Below are 15,850 nucleotides of genomic sequence, written 5' to 3' on the forward strand. Positions count from 1 at the left end.
GGGAGCGGGGACCCGCGCCCCGTTCGGCAGAGACGGCACCGCGGTCATGCCGTGTGCTGAGACCGCTCTCCTCAGCCGGGCCGGCCTCCGCCCAGGACCGCCAGACCTTCGGTCCCGCGGTCGAGACCCGCTGCCCGAGCACCACGAGCCGCCCCGGCGCGACCGACTCCACCGGCCCGACCACCTCGCTGGTCACGTCGATGCGCCCCGTCGCGAGGCCGCCGCCCTCGGGCCGCGCCACCACGTGGACGACCTGCCCGATCTTCAGGTCCGCGGCCTGCGCGGCCGCGCCGTCGATGCGCACCTCCACCTCGGGCGGGTAGGCGATGCGCAGGTCGTTGACGACGATCGAGCCGAAGCGGCGGATCGTGCCGATCACCCCGGTGCCCCCGATGCCGCGGTCGCCCTCGCCGAGGGACCCGTTCCGCGGCTCGTCGGTCCGCATCATGCCGGTGCCGCCGATGCCCTGGTCGCGCGGTGATTCCTGCGATCGGGCGCCGCCGGGCAGCAGGGTCGCGGCGCCCGCGAGCAGGCGCAGGACGAACCGGCGGTTGAGCGAGGCGCGCACCGGCCGGCCTCTCACCGCTCGTCCGCTCGCCGCGCCGGCGGCGCCGCTTCGGTGTAGACGTAGAGGCCGAAGTTCCAGCGATGCGTGCCGCCGGGATCGGTCTGGCAGGCGGCGTGCGCTTCCCGGTTGGCCTGCTGCAGCGCCTCCATGGCGATCTCGCGGGCGCGCGCCTCGAGCTTGATCGCGAGGGCCTCGGACAGCCCGTCGTAGTGGACCGCCCGTTCCAGGAACCGGGGCGCGTCGCCGACGATGTTGGCGACGGCGGCCGCCATGTGGTCGTGCAGGTTGCGGCCGAAATAGTAGAGCTGCGGCCCCTCGGCGCCGTCGCCGCGCGGGACGTAGGCGGCCTCCGCCAGCACGATCCGGTCCTGCGGATCGGTGAAGGCCAGCCCGCGGTCGAGCCACTCGTCGAGGACGGCGCGGGGCCGCAGATCCCGGGTGACGCCCGCGACCAGCGACTCGAACGAGGGCGCGCCGCCATCGGCCGTGCGCGGAAGCCGCAGGGGCTGGCCCTGCGCGTCGGTGAAGGCCGGGTCGGCGATCCAGCGGGCGATGATCCGGCTGGTGCGGGAGACGACCGCCGGCACGGCGCTGACCGGGGCGCCGGCGCCGCGCAGGCGCCGGACCTCCTTGCGGTGGATGCCGGTGAGCAGGGAGACGCGGCTGTCCGTCTGCTCCTTGCCGGCGAGGGCGAAGTCGTACTCGGCGACGTTCACGTAGAGCTCGCGCAGCAGGTCGGTGAGCGCCGGGAAGGTGATCCCGCGGGCGACGAGCAGGCGCACGAGGGGGCGCAGCAGCCGCGCCAGCGGCGCGTGCAGGCCGGCGCCTTCCCGCGGTGTATCGGCAGTCTCAGACATCGGCTCATCGTGACGGCTTGTGCCGTGGGATACAATCCCACCGCGTGTGGCGGCGCACACGGGACCGTGCTTTTCGCGTTGACGTGGGATTTTTGCACACGTAAACGGATTGCGTGGTCAAATTTCCCACGCAGGTCCGGAGGCACCGACCGATGACGGTTGAAACGCGCATCCTCGTGGCGAAGTCCCTGCCGCCGCTCACGCTGCCCGGGGCCCAGGCGGGCCGACCGCGCACAAGCGACCCCCTTCCGCGGCTCCGGCGCCTCGTCTGCGTCGTCGCCGCGCTCGCGCTGCCCGTCCTCGGTGTCGCTGTCGCGGAAACGGTCCACCGCACCAGTCCATCGAGGGCGCCGCAGGCCGCCGCTCCCGTCTTCCCCTCAGGCGGGGCGGCGGCACCCTCGGGTGCCGGAGTGCCCAGGCGCGCGGCGCGGACCGTGAGGATCGCGGCCCGCCCCGGCGAGAACCGGTGGGACCGGTCGTGATCGCCCTGTCCGCCTCCGGGAGCGCCCGAGCTGTGCCGACCTGCGGTGGAGCGGCCATCCTCGATCTCGCGCTCTGCATGATCCTGTCCGTGACCGTCGTCGGCCTGCTCCTCCTGGCCCTCTGATCCCGCGGCGCCGCCGCGTTCCTGAACGAGATTCCCATGATCGCTCGAACTCACGCAGCCCTCGCGGGCGCCGCCTGCGGCTGCCTGGCCCTCGCCGCCCAGGCGGCGGATCTGCCCCGCCGCGCGCCGCCGCCGCCGCTGCCCTCGCTGCCGGTCTTCACCTGGACCGGCTTCTACGCCGGCGTGAACGCCGGGTACGCGTTCCCGACCGGGAGCGGCGGCTTCACCGACCCGACCTACGGCACCGTCACGGGCGGCGGCCGGTCCGGCGGCTTCGCCGGCGGCGGCCAGGTCGGCTACAACTATCAGTTCACGCCGGGTTCCGGCGTCGTCGTCGGCGTCGAGACCGACATCCAGGGCACGGCCTTCGCCAAGGCGGACGCCGCCTATCTCGGCACCGCGCCGTACTACAGCGTCCGGCCGAGCCTCGACTATTTCGGCACGGTCCGCGCCCGGCTCGGCTACGCGTTCGACCGGGTCCTCGTCTACGGCACCGGCGGCTTCGCGTACGGCGGCGGGGCGCGCTCGACCTACGCGGCCTCCTACCCCTACACCCTGCCGTCGACCGACCGGACCGGCTACGCGGCCGGCGGCGGCATCGAGTACGCCTTCACCGAGAAGCTCTCCGCCAAGGTCGAGGCCCTCTACCTCCATCTCGGCCGCGGAACGACCGCCGCCACGTACTACAGCGCCAGTGTTCCGGCGTTTTATGGTGCCGGCAAACAGGATTCCGGTTTCGCTCTGGTTCGCGCCGGTGTGAATTACCGATTCTGAGCAGTATTCGCAGGGAGAGAGCTTGACGGGGCGGCCGGGCTGGGCCGCAATGCCGCGCATTCGGCTTCGCGAATCTGTCGGCCGCGCGAGCCTGTTCACGGCCGACGGATGTCGGCGAAGCCGGAGGCCGCGCGGCTCCAGCCCCGCGGGATCGCGGGTTCTCTCCGACAGGATCGGCCGTGAGCATGCCCAGCCCGACCTCCCTCAAGACGATGCTGCTCGCCGCCGCGCTCGCGGCCGGCGCCGTTCCGGCCCGGGCGCAGGAGATCGTCCCACCCGGGCCCGACGGGGGCGGCGCCATCCTGATCTACGGGAATTTCTGCGGCCCCGGCAGCCGCGGGCCCGCCTACAAGCCGATCGACGCGCTGGATCTCGCCTGCGCGCACCACGATGCCTGCTCCCCCGATCCGACCGCGGGCACGCTGCCGACCTGCGCCTGCAACGGCCGCCTCCGCGTCGAGGCGGGGCTCGTCGCCCGCGATCCGGCCGCGCCGGACCGGACCCGCGAGACCGCGCAGTTCATCTCGGATTTCGCCGCGGCGCTGCCCTGCCAGTAGGGCGCGCCGCGGGTCCGCTCAGGCGGCGTCGGCCGGGTTGGCGGCCGCCTTCGGGCCGCCCTTGGCGACGCCGACCAGGGCCGGGCGCAGCACGCGCTCGCCGATGACGTAGCCCGCCTGCACGACCTGCACGACGGTGCCGGCCGGGACCTCCGCGTTCGGCACCTCGAACATCGCCTGGTGGCGGTTCGGGTCGAACTTCTGGCCCTGCGGCTCGACGATCTTCACGCCGTGGCGCTCCAGGGTCTTGCCGAGGTCGCGCTCGGTCAGCTCGATCCCGTCGATCAGCCCCTTCAGGGCTCCGTCGGCCGTGGCCTTCGCGTCGGCCGGGACGCTGTCGAGGGCGCGGCGGATGTTGTCGGCGACGTTGAGCACGTCCCGGGCGAAGTTGGTCACCGCGTAGGCGCGCGCGTCGGCGACCTCGCGCTCCGTCCGGCGGCGCAGATTCTCCATCTCGGCGAGGGTGCGCAGCGTCCGGTCCTTGAGCTCGTCGCGTTCGGCGGTCAGCAGGGCCAGGGCCTCCGCGACCGGATCGACGGTGGCCGACTCGCTGCCCTGACCCGCGGCCGCGGGATCCTGGGCCGCGCCGGCACCGGCTTCGACCGTGGTCTGGCGCTGGTCATCCTGGGGCATGTCGTTGCTCGTCATCACGTTTCAGTCGTGGGCGGGAATCGGTGGGCGATGATGGAATCGGCGCTGATATCTGGCCACGGGGCCGCGAAATCAACCCGTCCGCTCAAGCCTCGCGCGGCGGCGGCGCCGCCACCAGCGCCTCCAGGCCCTCGGCCTTGAGCGTCGCGACGTCGTGCGCGAACACGTCCATCACGGCGGCCCGGATCGCGGCCTGCCGGTCGGGCTGCGTCACCCGCGTGCCGGTGAGGTCGGTGACGTAGAAGACGTCCACGGCGCGCTCGCCGAAGGTCGCGACATGCGCCGACGTGATGTTGAGCGACAGCCGGCTGAAGGCGGTGGTGAGCTCGTAGAGCAGGCCCGGCCGGTCGAGGCCGGTGATCTCCACCACGGTCTCCCGGCTCGACAGGGCGTTGTCGATGATGACGTCGGGGGGCACCGGGAAGGTCTTGGCGCGGGTGCTGGTCGTCGGGTGCTTGTCTGCCACGAGGTCGGCGATCTTGATCTCCCCCTTGAGCGCCCGCTCGATCGCCGCCGTGATGCGCTTCGTGCGCCGCAGCTCGTCGTCGTCCCGCTCGAAGGCGCGGGAGATGAAGATCGTGTCGAGGGCGAACCCGTCCGTGGTGGTGAAGATCTGCGCGTCGACGATGTTGCTGCCGGCGGCCGCGCAGGCGCCGGTGACGATGGCGAGCAGGCGGGGGTGGTCCGGCGAGTAGACCGTGATCTCGGTCACGCCCCGGACGGGGTCGAGGGCCACGTCGGTCGCGCTGGTCCGCCCGTCGCGCACGACGTCGCGCAGGAAGATCGCGTTCTTGAGCTGGCGCGTGCCGTCGACCTTGAGCCAGTAGGCCTGGCTGTGGCGCGCCGCGTAGGCGTCGAACTCCTCCGCGCCCCAGCCGGGCAGCTGCTCCCGTAGGCCCATCTGGACGAGGCGCACCCGGTCCGTGCGGGCGATCTCGGAATGGCCGCCCGACAGGTAGACCTCGGTCTCGTCGTACAGGGTGCGGATCAGCGTGCCCTTCCAGGCCGTCCAGACGCCCGGCCCGACGGCGGTGATGTCGGCCACCGTCAGGATGGTCAGGAGCTTCAGCCGCTCCAGGCTCTGCACGCTCGCGGCGAAGCGCTCGATCGTCTTGGCATCCGAGAGGTCGCGGCTCTGCGCGGTCATCGACATCAGCAGGTGGTGCTCGACGAGCCAGCGCACCGTCTCGGTCTCGGCCTGGTTCAGGCCGAAGCGCGGGCACAGCTTCTCGGCGATGGCGGCGCCCGCGATCGAGTGGTCCTCCGGCCGGCCCTTGGCGATGTCGTGGAGCAGGATCGCCACGTAGAGCGCGGTGCGGTTGTGGATCGAGTGCACGAGGCGCGAGACCAGCGGGTAGGTCTCCTGGACCCGGCCCGATTCGATGTCGGCCAGCACGCCGACCGTGCGCAGCAGGTGCTCGTCCACCGTGAAGTGGTGGTACATGTTGAACTGCATCATCGCGACGATGCGGCCGAAATCCGGGATGAAGCGGCCGAGCACGCCCGCCTCGTTCATCTCGCGCAGCGCCTCCTCCGGCGCGTTGCGCGAGGTCAGGATCTCGACGAAGAGCCGGTTCGCCTCGGGGTCCACGCGCAGAGTCGGGTTCACGAGGCGCAGGGACCGGTTGGCCAGCCGCTTGGCATCCGGATGGATCGCGAGATTGTGCCGGTCGGCGAGCCAGAACAGCCGGATCAGGTTGACCGGGTCGCGCTCGAACGCGTCCTCCGCGCGCAGGTTCACCCGGCCGTGGTCGATCCAGAAATCCTCCGCCTCCATGGCGGTCGCCCGGAAGCGGTCGCGGAACCGGCCGATCCAGCGGTCGAGCACCGGCGTGCGCTTGGCGTGGCGCGCCTCCAGCTCGGCGCAGACGATGGCGGTGAGATCGCCCACGTCCTTGGCGATGCGGAAATAGGCCTTCATGAAGCGCTCGACGCCGGAGAGGCCGCCCCGGGCCTCGTAGCCGAAGCGCTCGGCGATCCGCGGCTGCAGGCCGAAGGAGAGGCGCTCCTCGGCGCGCTTCGTGGCGAAGTGCATGTGGCAGCGCACCCGCCACAGGAACTCGTCGCAGCGCTCGAACAGCGCGTACTCCTCCGGGGTGAACAGCCCGGCGCTGACGAGCTCGATCTGGTCCCGGACCCGGTAGGTGTACTTGGCGATCCAGAACAGGGTGTTCAGGTCGCGCAGGCCGCCCTTGCCGTCCTTGACGTTGGGCTCGACGAGGTAGCGCGAGGTGCCGGCCTTGGAGACGCGCATGTCGCGCTCGCGCAGCTTCGCCTCCACGAACTCGGCGGCGGAGCCGACCACGAGCTCGGCGTCGAAACGCGTCACCAGCTCCTCGTAGAGGATCCGGGTCCCGAACAGATACCGCGCCTCCAGCAGGGCGGTGCGGATCGTCATGTCGGCCCGCGCCTCGCGCAGGCACTCCTCGACCGAGCGGGTGGCGTGGCCGACCTTCAGCTTCAGGTCCCACAGGACGTAGAGCATCCCCTCGACGACGCTCTCGGACCACGCGGTCTGCTTGTAGGGCAGCAGGAACAGCAGATCGATGTCCGATCCCGGCGCCATCGTGCCCCGGCCGTACCCGCCGGTGGCGACCACCGCGAGCTGCTCGCCGGTCGACGGGTTGTCGTTGGGGTAGAGCCGCCAGACCACGGCGTCGTGGATCGCCCGGACCACCGCATCGGTGAGATTGGACAGGGTCTGCGCGCAGAGCAGCCCGTTGCGATCCTCGAGGAGCTGCGCCTCGGCGGCCCGGTGGCCCTCCTCGATCACCCGGCGCAGCTGCGGCACCAGCGCGGCCCGGAGCTTGGTGGGCTCGCGGGCGTCGCGGTCGAGGTTCTCGAGGACCGTATCGAGGGCGGCGACGGGATCGAACATGGTTCCCGTTAGCATGATATGCCTAAGCCGCCAGCCATGCGGCGCCCGCCGCTATTCCGCGGCCGGCAGGTCGAGGGCGAGCAGCCGCGCCGTGCGGTTGCGGGTCGCCGCCCGGGGCGCGGTCTCGCTCGTCTGCCGACGCGCGTCGGCGATCGCCGCGTGCACGCCGTCGACCGCCAGGATCAGGGCGCTGACGGTCCGCGCGTCGATGCTGCGCTCGCGGGCGTAGCAGACGACGTCCGCCACCAGCCCGTCGGTCTCGATCGCGATCGCGTCGAGTTCGGCGGCGCTGGTCGCCGCACGCACCTCGCGCATGATGTCGAGCAGCCGGTCGAGGACGAAATCCACGCGCTCCCGGCGCTTGCGGGCGAGGCGCTGGCCGAGCCACGCGAAGCCGGAGCCGATCGTGCCGCCGAAGAAGGCGAACAGGTAGATGTAGTCCTCGTAGCGGTCGAGGAAGGTCTGCTGCTCACGCTCGAAATAGTCGACGGCGCCGGGGTGGTTCGGCAGGCGCGCCGAGGTCGCCGCCACCGTCGTGTCGAAGTCCGGCGCCTTCATCAGCTTGGCCACCGGCGCGGTCGAGGCGAGGCGCGAGCGCCACTCGAACAGGTGCTGCGTCGCCGAGGCGACCGCGACGCGGCTCACCGTGCCGCGGGCCATCAGGCGGTAGGAGGCGCCGACGGTCTTGACCTCCTCGTCGGGCCGCTTCGGCCGGCCGCCGAAGGTGCCGGCCGGGATCGTCACCGCCTGCAGCTCCGGGAAGCGCTGCAGGATCGCGTCGCCGTCCGGGATCGAGACGAAGCCGATCTTGCGGTCCGGCGAGCCCAGCTCGACGGCGCGGACCACCGCGGCGGCCGGCTTGGAGGCCGGGCTCGCGATCACCGCCACGGCGTCGACGCGCTTCTCGGTGAGCGCGGCCGTGACATCGCCGACCTTCAGGGGCACCACGACCACGTGGCCGGGCTCCGCCTCGGCGACGTGGCCGGCCTCCGCCGCGTCCTCGCCCGCGCTGTCCGGCACGAGGTCGTAGAAGGAGAGCAGATTCGTCAGGAACGACAGGTCGGCGCTGTGGCGGACGACGATACCGAGCCGCTTGCGCGCCAGGGCCGGCACGTCGTCGAGATCGGCCGCCTCGGGCGCCGCGATGACCAGGGCCTCGTCGTGGAGGATCGCCAGGGTCAGCCCGTTCTCGGGCAGGAACACGTCCGGCCGCACCACCGCGAGGTCGGCCTTGTTCCGCTGGAGCGCCAGGGCGCTGTCGCGCACGTCGCCGTAGCGCACGACCTTGAGCCGGACATCCTCGCGCGCCCGGTCGAGGGCGCCGGCATAGGCCTCGATCAGCGCGGCCTCGGGCCCGTCCTGCGGGCCGACCGCCACCGTGAGGGTGTTCGGGCGCGACAGGTAGACGATCGCGGCCGCGGCCGCGGCGAGGCCCAGGGCCACGAGGACCAGGAGCCACTCGCGCCGCATCAGAACGGCCGCCGCGCCGTGCAGCCGCCGGCGCCATCGGCCCTGCGCGTTGCCGGGCGAAGAACGGTGGTTCGGGCCATGGCCGAGCCTGTCGCGTTGCGCGCGTTCCATACCCGAGTCATGGAACGCAAACCTGTCGAGATCGTGAAGAACCGGTGAAATCTCCATTCGTTGCAGGATCCGCGCCAGAAGGTCGCGACCGGGCGGTCAAGCCGCCCGGCCCCGTGAGCCCCGCGTGGCTGGAGCGGGCGGCGCTCCACTATCTGGAGCGCTACAGCGCCTCGACCGAGATGCTGCGCCGGACACTCGCGCGCCGCGTCCAGAAGCGGGCTCGGGCCCGGGGCGAGGATCCCGAGCGCTTCGCCGACCTCGTGACGGCGACCGTCGCGCGGGCGGTGTCGGCCGGCCTCGTGGACGACGCGCGCTTCGCCGATACCCGTCTCGCCACCCTGCGCCGCCGCGGCACGTCGACCCGCGGCGTCTCGGCCAAGCTCGCCGCCAAGGGCGTTGCCCGCGACGTCGTGGAGGCCGCCATGCTGGCGGAGCGCGACGCCCTGCCGGACGGCGAGGCGGAGGCGATCGAGGAGCGGGCCGCGCAGGCCTACGCCAAGCGGCGTCGCCTCGGGCCGTATCGCCGCCCGGATCAGCGGGCGGCGCACCGCGACCGGGACCTCGCCGCCCTGGCCCGGGCCGGCTTCGCCTACGGCCTCGCCCGCCGGGTCGTCGACCGGGAGCCCGACGAATCCGACGAGCCCGACGCCCCGGCGTGACGGGTGCGGCATCGCGGCCCGGGGTGAACGCCGCGCCGACCTTGCACCTTCGGCCGGGTTGTTCATTGTCTGTTCGATGGACGAGACCCTGGCCAAGAAGCTGCGCATCCTCGCGGACGCCGCCAAGTACGACGCCTCCTGCGCCTCCTCGGCGGCGCCGAAGCGGGCGGCCGGCAAGGACGGGCTGGGGTCGACCACCGGCGCCGGGATCTGCCACGCCTACACGCCGGACGGGCGGTGCGTCTCGCTCCTCAAGATCCTTCTGACCAACTGGTGCCTGTTCGACTGCGCCTACTGCGTGAACCGGCGCTCCTCGAACGTGCGGCGGGCGAAGTTCACCGTGGAGGAGGTCGTGACCCTCACCCTGAACTTCTACCGGCGCAACTACATCGAGGGCCTGTTCCTCTCCTCGGGCATCATCAAGTCGCCCGACCACACGATGGAGCTGCTGACCCGCGTGGCGAAGTCGCTCCGGCGCGACCACGGCTTCGCCGGCTACATCCATCTCAAGTCGATCCCGGAGGCGAGCCCCTGGCTGATCGAGGAGGCGGGCCTCTACGCCGACCGGCTCTCGATCAATGTCGAGCTGCCGACCGAGGCGAGCCTGGAGCGGCTGGCGCCGGAGAAGGACGGCGCCGCGATCCAGGGCGCCATGGCGCAGATCGGCGAGCGCATCGTGCAGGCCAAGGCCGAGAGGCGCCGCTTCTCGCCGGCCGGCCACTCGACGCAGGTGATCGTCGGGGCGGATGCCACCACCGACGAGGCGCTGATCCGCAAGAGCGCGCTCCTCTACGGCAGCGTCGGCCTGAAGCGGGTCTACTACTCCGCCTACAGCCCGATCCCCGACGGGTCGGCGATCCTGCCGCCGAAGCCGCCGCCGCTCCAGCGCGAGCACCGGCTCTACCAGGCCGACTGGCTGCTCCGGTACTACGCGTTCACCCCCGACGAGGTGGCCGACGCCTCCGAGGGCGGGATGCTCGCCCTCGACATCGACCCGAAGCTCGCCTGGGCGCTGAAGCACCGGGACAAGTTCCCCGTGGACGTGAACCGCGCCGACCGGGAATGGCTGCTGCGGGTTCCGGGACTCGGGGCGCGGGCGGTCGACAAGATCATCCGGGCGCGCCGCCACGCGACCCTGCGCCTCGACGACGTCGCCCGGCTCACCTCCGGCCTGAAGCGGGCGCGGCCGTTCCTCGTCGCCGCCGACCATCGGCCGGTCGGGCTGACGGACCGGCTCGACCTGCGGGCGCGGCTGGTCGAGCCCGCGGCGCAGCTGAGCCTGTTCTGATGGGCGCCGGTCACGCGCCGTGTCCCTCATGTCCCGAGGACGGCGGGGATCCGCGCGCGCCGCGCGCCGTCGCGCTGCGCCCCGGCGCCGATCTCGACGGTTTCCGGAAAGCCGCCCGGAGCCTCGTCGCGCGGGGCGTCGCGCCCGAAGCCGTGTCGTGGTCGGTGACGGACGCCCCCGGCCTGTTCGGCCGCGACGCGGAGCAGGCCGCCGGGACGCCGCTCGTCCTGCCCAAGGCCGTCGCCGGCCTGATCCCGCAGGTGATCCCCCACCGCGATCCGGAGCGCTACGGGTTGCTCTACGCCCTGATCTGGCGGGTCTGCCGCGGCGAGCGGCACCTGATGGAGGTCGGCAGCGATCCGCTGGTCCACCGACTCCACCGGATGGCGAAGGCGATCGGGCGCGACCTCCACAAGATGCACGCCTTCCTGCGCTTCCGGCGGGCGGAGGGGCCGGTCCTCGAGCACTACGTCGCGTGGTTCGAGCCGGATCACCACATCCTCGAGGCGGCGGCGCCGTTCTTCGTCAACCGCTTCCGCGGGATGCGCTGGTCGATCCTGACGCCCGAAGGCTCGGCCCATTGGGATACCGAGACCCTGACCTTCGGTCCGCCGGGCGACCGCGCGCAGCTGCCGGAGGGCGACGGCTTCGAGGTCGGCTGGCAGACCTACTACGAGAGCACGTTCAACCCGGCCCGCACCAACCTCAAGGCCATGCGGGCGGAGATGCCCAAGAAGTACTGGCACAACATGCCCGAGACCGCCGCGATCCCCGCCCTGGTCCGGGCGGCGGCCGGGCGCACCGAGGCCATGATCGAGAGGGAGCCGACCGTGCCCACACGCCGCGAACCCGCCCGCGCTGTCGCCGCCATGGCCGACCAGGACCCCAAGTCCCTGGAGGCGCTGAACGCGATCATCCGCCGGACCGAGCCGCTGGTGCCGGGGGCGACCCAGGCCGTGCTCGGTGAGGGGCCGGTTGGCGCCACGGTCGCCTTCGTCGGCGAGCAGCCCGGCGACCAGGAGGACCGCCAGGGCCGGCCCTTCGTGGGGCCGGCGGGGCAGCTGCTCTCCCGCGCCATGGCGGAAGCCGGGATCGACCGGGGGGCGAGCTACCTCACGAATGCGGTCAAGCACTTCAAGTTCGAGGAGCGCGGCAAGCGTCGCATCCACCAGAAGCCGACGGCCGGCGAGGTCAGCCACTATCGCTGGTGGCTCGATCGGGAACTGGAATTCGTGGCCCCGAAGCTTGTCGTCGCCCTCGGCGCGACCGCGGTGCTGGCGCTGACCGGCAAGGCTGTGCCGATCACCCGGGCGCGCGGCCCGTTCCGCTTCGAACGGCACGACAACCGCTTCCAGGGCTTCATCACGGTCCACCCGTCCTACCTGCTGCGCCTGCCCGACGAGGCGAAAGAGGAGGCCTACGCGGCCTTCGTGCACGACCTGCGCCGGGTGGAGGCGCTGGGGCGCGAACTCGCGGCGTGATCCTCCGCGTCGCGCGGTTCTGCTATGCTGACGGACGCCGATTCCCTGCGGTTCCAGCACCATGGCCAAGCTCGCCGCCCTCGACATCCTGCGCGCCAACGAGGCGGAGCTGCGCCGCCGCGGGGTCCTGCACGCCGCCCTGTTCGGCTCGGTCGCCCGGGGCGAAGCGCAGGCCGACAGCGATCTCGATGTGATGATTGAGATCGATGCGCCCGTTGTCGGCGGTGTCTATGGCTATGTCGGACTCTGCCACTTCATCGATGATCTCTTTCCAATCCGGGTCGATGTGGCGAATCGGGCGACGCCAAAGGCGCGGGTCCGCACGCATGCAGAGCGCGATGCCGTTTTCGCCTTCTGAGCGCGAGCGCACCGCCTGCGCCGACATCATCGCCAGCGCGGAGCGCGCCACTCGCTTCGTGGCCGGGTTCACACTTGAGACCTTCGAGGCGGACGAGCGCACCCAATTCGCGGTCGTCCGCTGCCTGGAGATCGTTTAGGAGGCGAGCCGCCGATTGAGCGCCGAGACGGAGGCCCGGTATCCCGCCGTGCCGTGGCGACAGATCTCGGATGCGGGCAACGTCTACCGCCACAGCTACAATCGCGTGACGCTGGACATCGTCTGGCTCACCGTCCACCACGAGTTGCCCGTCCGCGTCGCGGCCTGCCGCGCCGAGCTGGACCGCGCGCCCGACCCATGATCGCCCCGAGCCGCCTGAGCCCATGACCGACGCGAAGCCCGACTCGAGCCCCGAGACCAAACCCGTCGGCCCCGGCGATCAGGTGATCCTGGTCGACGGCTCGTCCTTCATCTTCCGAGCCTATTTCCAGTCGATCAACCAGGACCAGAAGTACAACTCCCGTCCCTCCGACGGGATGCCCACCGGCGCCGTGCGGCTGTTCTGCACCAAGATCGCGCAGTTCCTGCAGGACGGCGCCGCCGGCACGATGCCGACCCATCTCGGCATCGTCTTCGACAAGTCCGAGGGCTCGTTCCGCAAGGAGATGTTCCCGGACTACAAGGGCCACCGCCCTGACGCCCCCGACGACCTCAAGCGCCAGATGCCGCTGATGCGCGACGCGGTGCGCGCCTTCGGCCTGCACGCGGTGGAGCTGGAGCGCTACGAGGCCGACGATCTCATCGCCACCTACACCCGCCAGGCCGAGGCCCGGGGCGCGGGCGTCATCATCGTCTCGTCCGACAAGGACCTGATGCAGCTCGTCGGGCCGCAGGTGCGGTTCTACGATTTCGAGTCGGGCGCCAAGGGCAAGCCCGGCTACCGGCCCGAGCGCAACCTCGATGTCGAGGCAATCATCGCCAAGTGGGAGGGGCTGCAGCCCAACCAGATCGGCGACGCGCTGGCGCTGATCGGCGACACCTCCGACAACGTGCCCGGCGTCCCCGGCATCGGCCTGAAGACCGCGGCGGCGCTGATCAAGGAGTTCGGCAGCCTGGAGGCGCTGCTGGAGCGGGCGGGCGAGATCAAGCAGCCTAAGCGCCGGGAGACCCTGCTGGCGAACGTCGACCAGGCCAAGCTCTCGCGCAAGCTCGTGGCGCTGATGGAGGACGTGCCGGTTCCGGTAGCGCTCGACGAACTCGGCGTGCCGAAGCCCGATCCGGAAAAGCTCGTCGGCTTCCTGAAGGCGATGGAGTTCAACACGCTGACCCGCCGCATCGCCCAGATGCTGCACGTCGATCCCGAGGCGGTGAAGCCCGACCCGCGGCTCCTGCCGGGCGCCCGGCCGCACGGCTACGGCAACGCCGCCGGCGGCAGCGACGCGGTGCCGTTCTTCGGCGATTCCGTGCCGCCGGATCCCGAGACCGCGGCCGCCGGGGCCGANGGCCGCCGGGGCCGAGCGCCCGCCGGGCGCCGCCCCGCCGGAGGGCGGCGAGATCGATCCCTTCGCCGATCTCGACCTGCCGGACGCCCCCGCCAAGCCCCGGGCGCCCGTCGAGGCGACACCCGGCAACGTGGTGGCGGCCCGGGCCGCGGAATCCGTGGCGCCGTTCGACACCGCCGCCTACGAGACGGTCTCGTCCCTGGAGCAGCTCGACGCCTGGATCGCGGAAGGCCAGGAGGCCGGCGTGATCGCGGTCGACACCGAGACCGACTCGCTCGATGCCCACAGGGCCGGCCTCGTCGGCGTCTCGCTGGCGGTCGCCACCGGCCGGGCCTGCTACATCCCGCTGGCCCACGTTCAGGCCGCCAAGGTGCAGGCCGAGGCCACCGACCTGTTCGGCGAGGGCGCCGCGCCGTCCGACGTGGTCGAGCCGGTGCCGGGCCAGATCCCCCTGAAGGAGGCCGTCGCCCGGCTGAAGCCGCTCCTCGAGAACCCGGGGGTCCTGAAGGTCGGCCAGAACCTCAAGTACGACTGGGTGGTGCTCGCCCGCTACGGCATCGAGGTCGCGCCGTTCGACGACACGATGCTGATCTCGTACGTGCTCGACGCCGGCAAGGGCGGCCACGGCATGGACGAGCTGGCCCGCCGGCACCTCGGCCACCAGCCGATCACCTTCGCCGACGTGGCCGGCACCGGCCGCAACAAGGTGACGTTCGACCGCGTCGCGATCGACAAGGCCACCGCCTACGCGGCTGAGGACGCGGACGTGACCCTGCGCCTGTGGCGGATGATGAAGCCGCGCCTCGTGGCCGAGCACCGCGTCGCCGTCTACGAGACTCTGGAGCGGCCCCTGCTGCCGGTGATCGCCCGGATGGAGCAGCGCGGCATCCGCGTCGACCGCGAGATGCTGAGCCGCCTGTCGGGGGATTTCTCGCAGATCCTCGTCCGCCTGGAGGAGGAGATCCAGGAAGATGCCGGCGAGAAGTTCTCGGTCGGCTCGCCGAAGCAGATCGGCGACATCCTGTTCGGGAAGATGGGTCTGCCGGGGGCCAAGAAGACGCCGTCGGGCCAGTGGGCCACGCCGGCCACGTTGCTGGAGGAACTCGCCCAGGCGGGCCACGAACTCCCCAAGAAGATCCTGGAATGGCGGCAGCTGTCGAAGCTGAAATCCACCTACACGGACGCGCTCCAGGCCCACGCCGACCGCGAGACGGCGCGGGTCCACACCTCGTTCTCGCTGGCGGCCACCACCACGGGGCGGCTGTCCTCCTCCGAGCCGAACCTGCAGAACATCCCGATCCGCACCGAGGAGGGGCGGCGCATCCGCCGCGCCTTCGTGGCGGCGCCCGGCAACCGGCTGATCTCGGCCGACTACTCGCAGATCGAGCTGCGGCTGCTCGCCCACATGGCCGACATTCCGGAACTCCGGAAGGCGTTCGAGGACGGGATCGACATCCACGCGGCGACCGCCTCGGCGATGTTCGGCGTGCCGCTCAAGGAGATGACCCCCGACCTGCGGCGCCGGGCGAAGACGATCAACTTCGGCATCATCTACGGCATCTCGGCCTTCGGCCTCGCCGACCGGCTCGGCATCGGCCGCGAGGAGGCCTCGGCGTTCATCAAGCAGTATTTCGAGCAGTTCCCGGGTATCCGGGACTACATCGAGACCACCAAGAAGAGCTGCCGCGACAAGGGCTACGTCACCACCCTGTTCGGCCGGGTGTGCCACTACCCGCAGATCCGCTCCAACAACCCCTCCGAGCGGGCCAGCGTCGAGCGGCAGGCGATCAACGCGCCGATCCAGGGCTCGGCCGCCGACATCATCCGCCGGGCCATGACGCGGATGGAGGCGGCGCTCGCCGCCAAGAAGCTGAACGCCCGCATGCTGCTGCAGGTGCACGACGAACTCGTTTTCGAGGCGGCCGAGGACGAGGTGGAGCGGACGATCCCGATCATCCGCGGCGTCATGGAGGAGGCGCCGGCGCCGGCCCTGACGCTGAAGGTGCCGCTCGTGGTCGAGGCCAACGCGGCGCGCAACTGGCAGGAGGCGCATTGACGGGTCGGGTCGGGTCGGACCGAGGCGAAGCCGGCGGCGCTCCGAAACGACGTC

The 15,850-nt window shown here is 71.7% G+C and carries 13 protein-coding genes and 2 pseudogenes; 10 read left to right on the top strand and 5 right to left on the bottom strand.

Annotation, left to right across the window (positions count from 1 at the left end):
* Both MMR14E_RS20655 and MMR14E_RS20660 read right to left on the bottom strand, forming a co-directional pair.
* Window positions 1–568: pseudogene (locus tag MMR14E_RS20655) on the bottom strand (hypothetical protein); the annotation flags it as partial.
* 11 nt (window positions 569–579) lie between these two features.
* On the bottom strand, window positions 580–1,425 hold the full coding sequence (locus MMR14E_RS20660; protein ID WP_331316880.1) for a DUF6502 family protein: 846 nt from the start codon (window positions 1,423–1,425) through the stop codon (window positions 580–582).
* 478 nt (window positions 1,426–1,903) lie between these two features.
* On the opposite strand from MMR14E_RS20660, the gene MMR14E_RS20665 reads away from it, so the two are divergent.
* The 3 genes from MMR14E_RS20665 to MMR14E_RS20675 all read left to right on the top strand — a co-directional run bounded on the left by MMR14E_RS20665 (window position 1,904) and on the right by MMR14E_RS20675 (window position 3,363).
* The gene (locus MMR14E_RS20665) at window positions 1,904–2,032 is read left to right on the top strand and encodes a hypothetical protein (RefSeq protein WP_331316882.1); all 129 of its coding nucleotides are present in this window, start codon (window positions 1,904–1,906) and stop codon (window positions 2,030–2,032) included.
* A 36-nt stretch (window positions 2,033–2,068) separates the two neighbouring features.
* The gene (locus MMR14E_RS20670; RefSeq protein ID WP_331316884.1) at window positions 2,069–2,806 is read left to right on the top strand and encodes an outer membrane protein; all 738 of its coding nucleotides are present in this window, start codon (window positions 2,069–2,071) and stop codon (window positions 2,804–2,806) included.
* Between the two features lie 185 nt (window positions 2,807–2,991).
* Window positions 2,992–3,363, top strand: a complete 372-nt coding sequence (locus MMR14E_RS20675) for a hypothetical protein (protein WP_331318583.1) — start codon at window positions 2,992–2,994, stop codon at window positions 3,361–3,363.
* A gap of 18 nt (window positions 3,364–3,381) precedes the next feature.
* On the opposite strand, the gene grpE is transcribed toward MMR14E_RS20675, so the two are convergent.
* The 3 genes from grpE to MMR14E_RS20690 all read right to left on the bottom strand — a co-directional run bounded on the left by grpE (window position 3,382) and on the right by MMR14E_RS20690 (window position 8,362).
* Complete coding sequence (grpE, locus tag MMR14E_RS20680) at window positions 3,382–3,996, bottom strand: nucleotide exchange factor GrpE (RefSeq protein WP_331316886.1); 615 nt, start codon at window positions 3,994–3,996, stop codon at window positions 3,382–3,384.
* Window positions 3,997–4,099: 103 nt separating this feature from the next.
* The gene (locus MMR14E_RS20685; protein WP_331318584.1) at window positions 4,100–6,892 is read right to left on the bottom strand and encodes a [protein-PII] uridylyltransferase; all 2,793 of its coding nucleotides are present in this window, start codon (window positions 6,890–6,892) and stop codon (window positions 4,100–4,102) included.
* 51 nt (window positions 6,893–6,943) lie between these two features.
* Window positions 6,944–8,362, bottom strand: coding sequence for a TAXI family TRAP transporter solute-binding subunit (locus MMR14E_RS20690; protein WP_331318585.1), 1,419 nt, complete (start codon window positions 8,360–8,362; stop codon window positions 6,944–6,946).
* 224 nt (window positions 8,363–8,586) lie between these two features.
* Here MMR14E_RS20690 and MMR14E_RS20695 point away from each other — a divergent pair, with 224 nt between their 5' ends.
* From MMR14E_RS20695 to polA, 7 genes and pseudogenes are all read left to right on the top strand, one after another.
* The gene (locus tag MMR14E_RS20695) at window positions 8,587–9,132 is read left to right on the top strand and encodes a regulatory protein RecX (RefSeq protein WP_331316887.1); all 546 of its coding nucleotides are present in this window, start codon (window positions 8,587–8,589) and stop codon (window positions 9,130–9,132) included.
* A 76-nt stretch (window positions 9,133–9,208) separates the two neighbouring features.
* A complete protein-coding gene (locus tag MMR14E_RS20700; RefSeq protein WP_331316889.1) occupies window positions 9,209–10,420 on the top strand; it encodes a putative DNA modification/repair radical SAM protein in 1,212 nt (403 codons plus the stop codon).
* Window positions 10,420–11,901 carry a UdgX family uracil-DNA binding protein gene (locus MMR14E_RS20705; protein WP_331316890.1) on the top strand — a complete coding sequence of 494 codons (1,482 nt, stop codon included), beginning with the start codon at window positions 10,420–10,422 and terminating at the stop codon, window positions 11,899–11,901. Before MMR14E_RS20700 ends, MMR14E_RS20705 begins: the two co-directional genes overlap by 1 nt.
* 61 nt (window positions 11,902–11,962) lie before the next feature.
* A complete protein-coding gene (locus MMR14E_RS20710) occupies window positions 11,963–12,259 on the top strand; it encodes a nucleotidyltransferase family protein (RefSeq protein ID WP_331316891.1) in 297 nt (98 codons plus the stop codon).
* Window positions 12,228–12,398, top strand: coding sequence for a hypothetical protein (locus MMR14E_RS20715; RefSeq protein WP_331316893.1), 171 nt, complete (start codon window positions 12,228–12,230; stop codon window positions 12,396–12,398). Before MMR14E_RS20710 ends, MMR14E_RS20715 begins: the two co-directional genes overlap by 32 nt.
* 48 nt (window positions 12,399–12,446) lie before the next feature.
* The gene (locus MMR14E_RS20720) at window positions 12,447–12,599 is read left to right on the top strand and encodes a HepT-like ribonuclease domain-containing protein (RefSeq protein ID WP_331318587.1); all 153 of its coding nucleotides are present in this window, start codon (window positions 12,447–12,449) and stop codon (window positions 12,597–12,599) included.
* Between the two features lie 22 nt (window positions 12,600–12,621).
* A pseudogene (gene polA / locus MMR14E_RS20725) lies at window positions 12,622–15,796 on the top strand (DNA polymerase I).
* Window positions 15,797–15,850: the final 54 nt, after the last annotated feature.

The organism is Methylobacterium mesophilicum, from assembly GCF_036441335.1.
GTDB classification, from domain to species: domain Bacteria; phylum Pseudomonadota; class Alphaproteobacteria; order Rhizobiales; family Beijerinckiaceae; genus Methylobacterium; species Methylobacterium mesophilicum_B.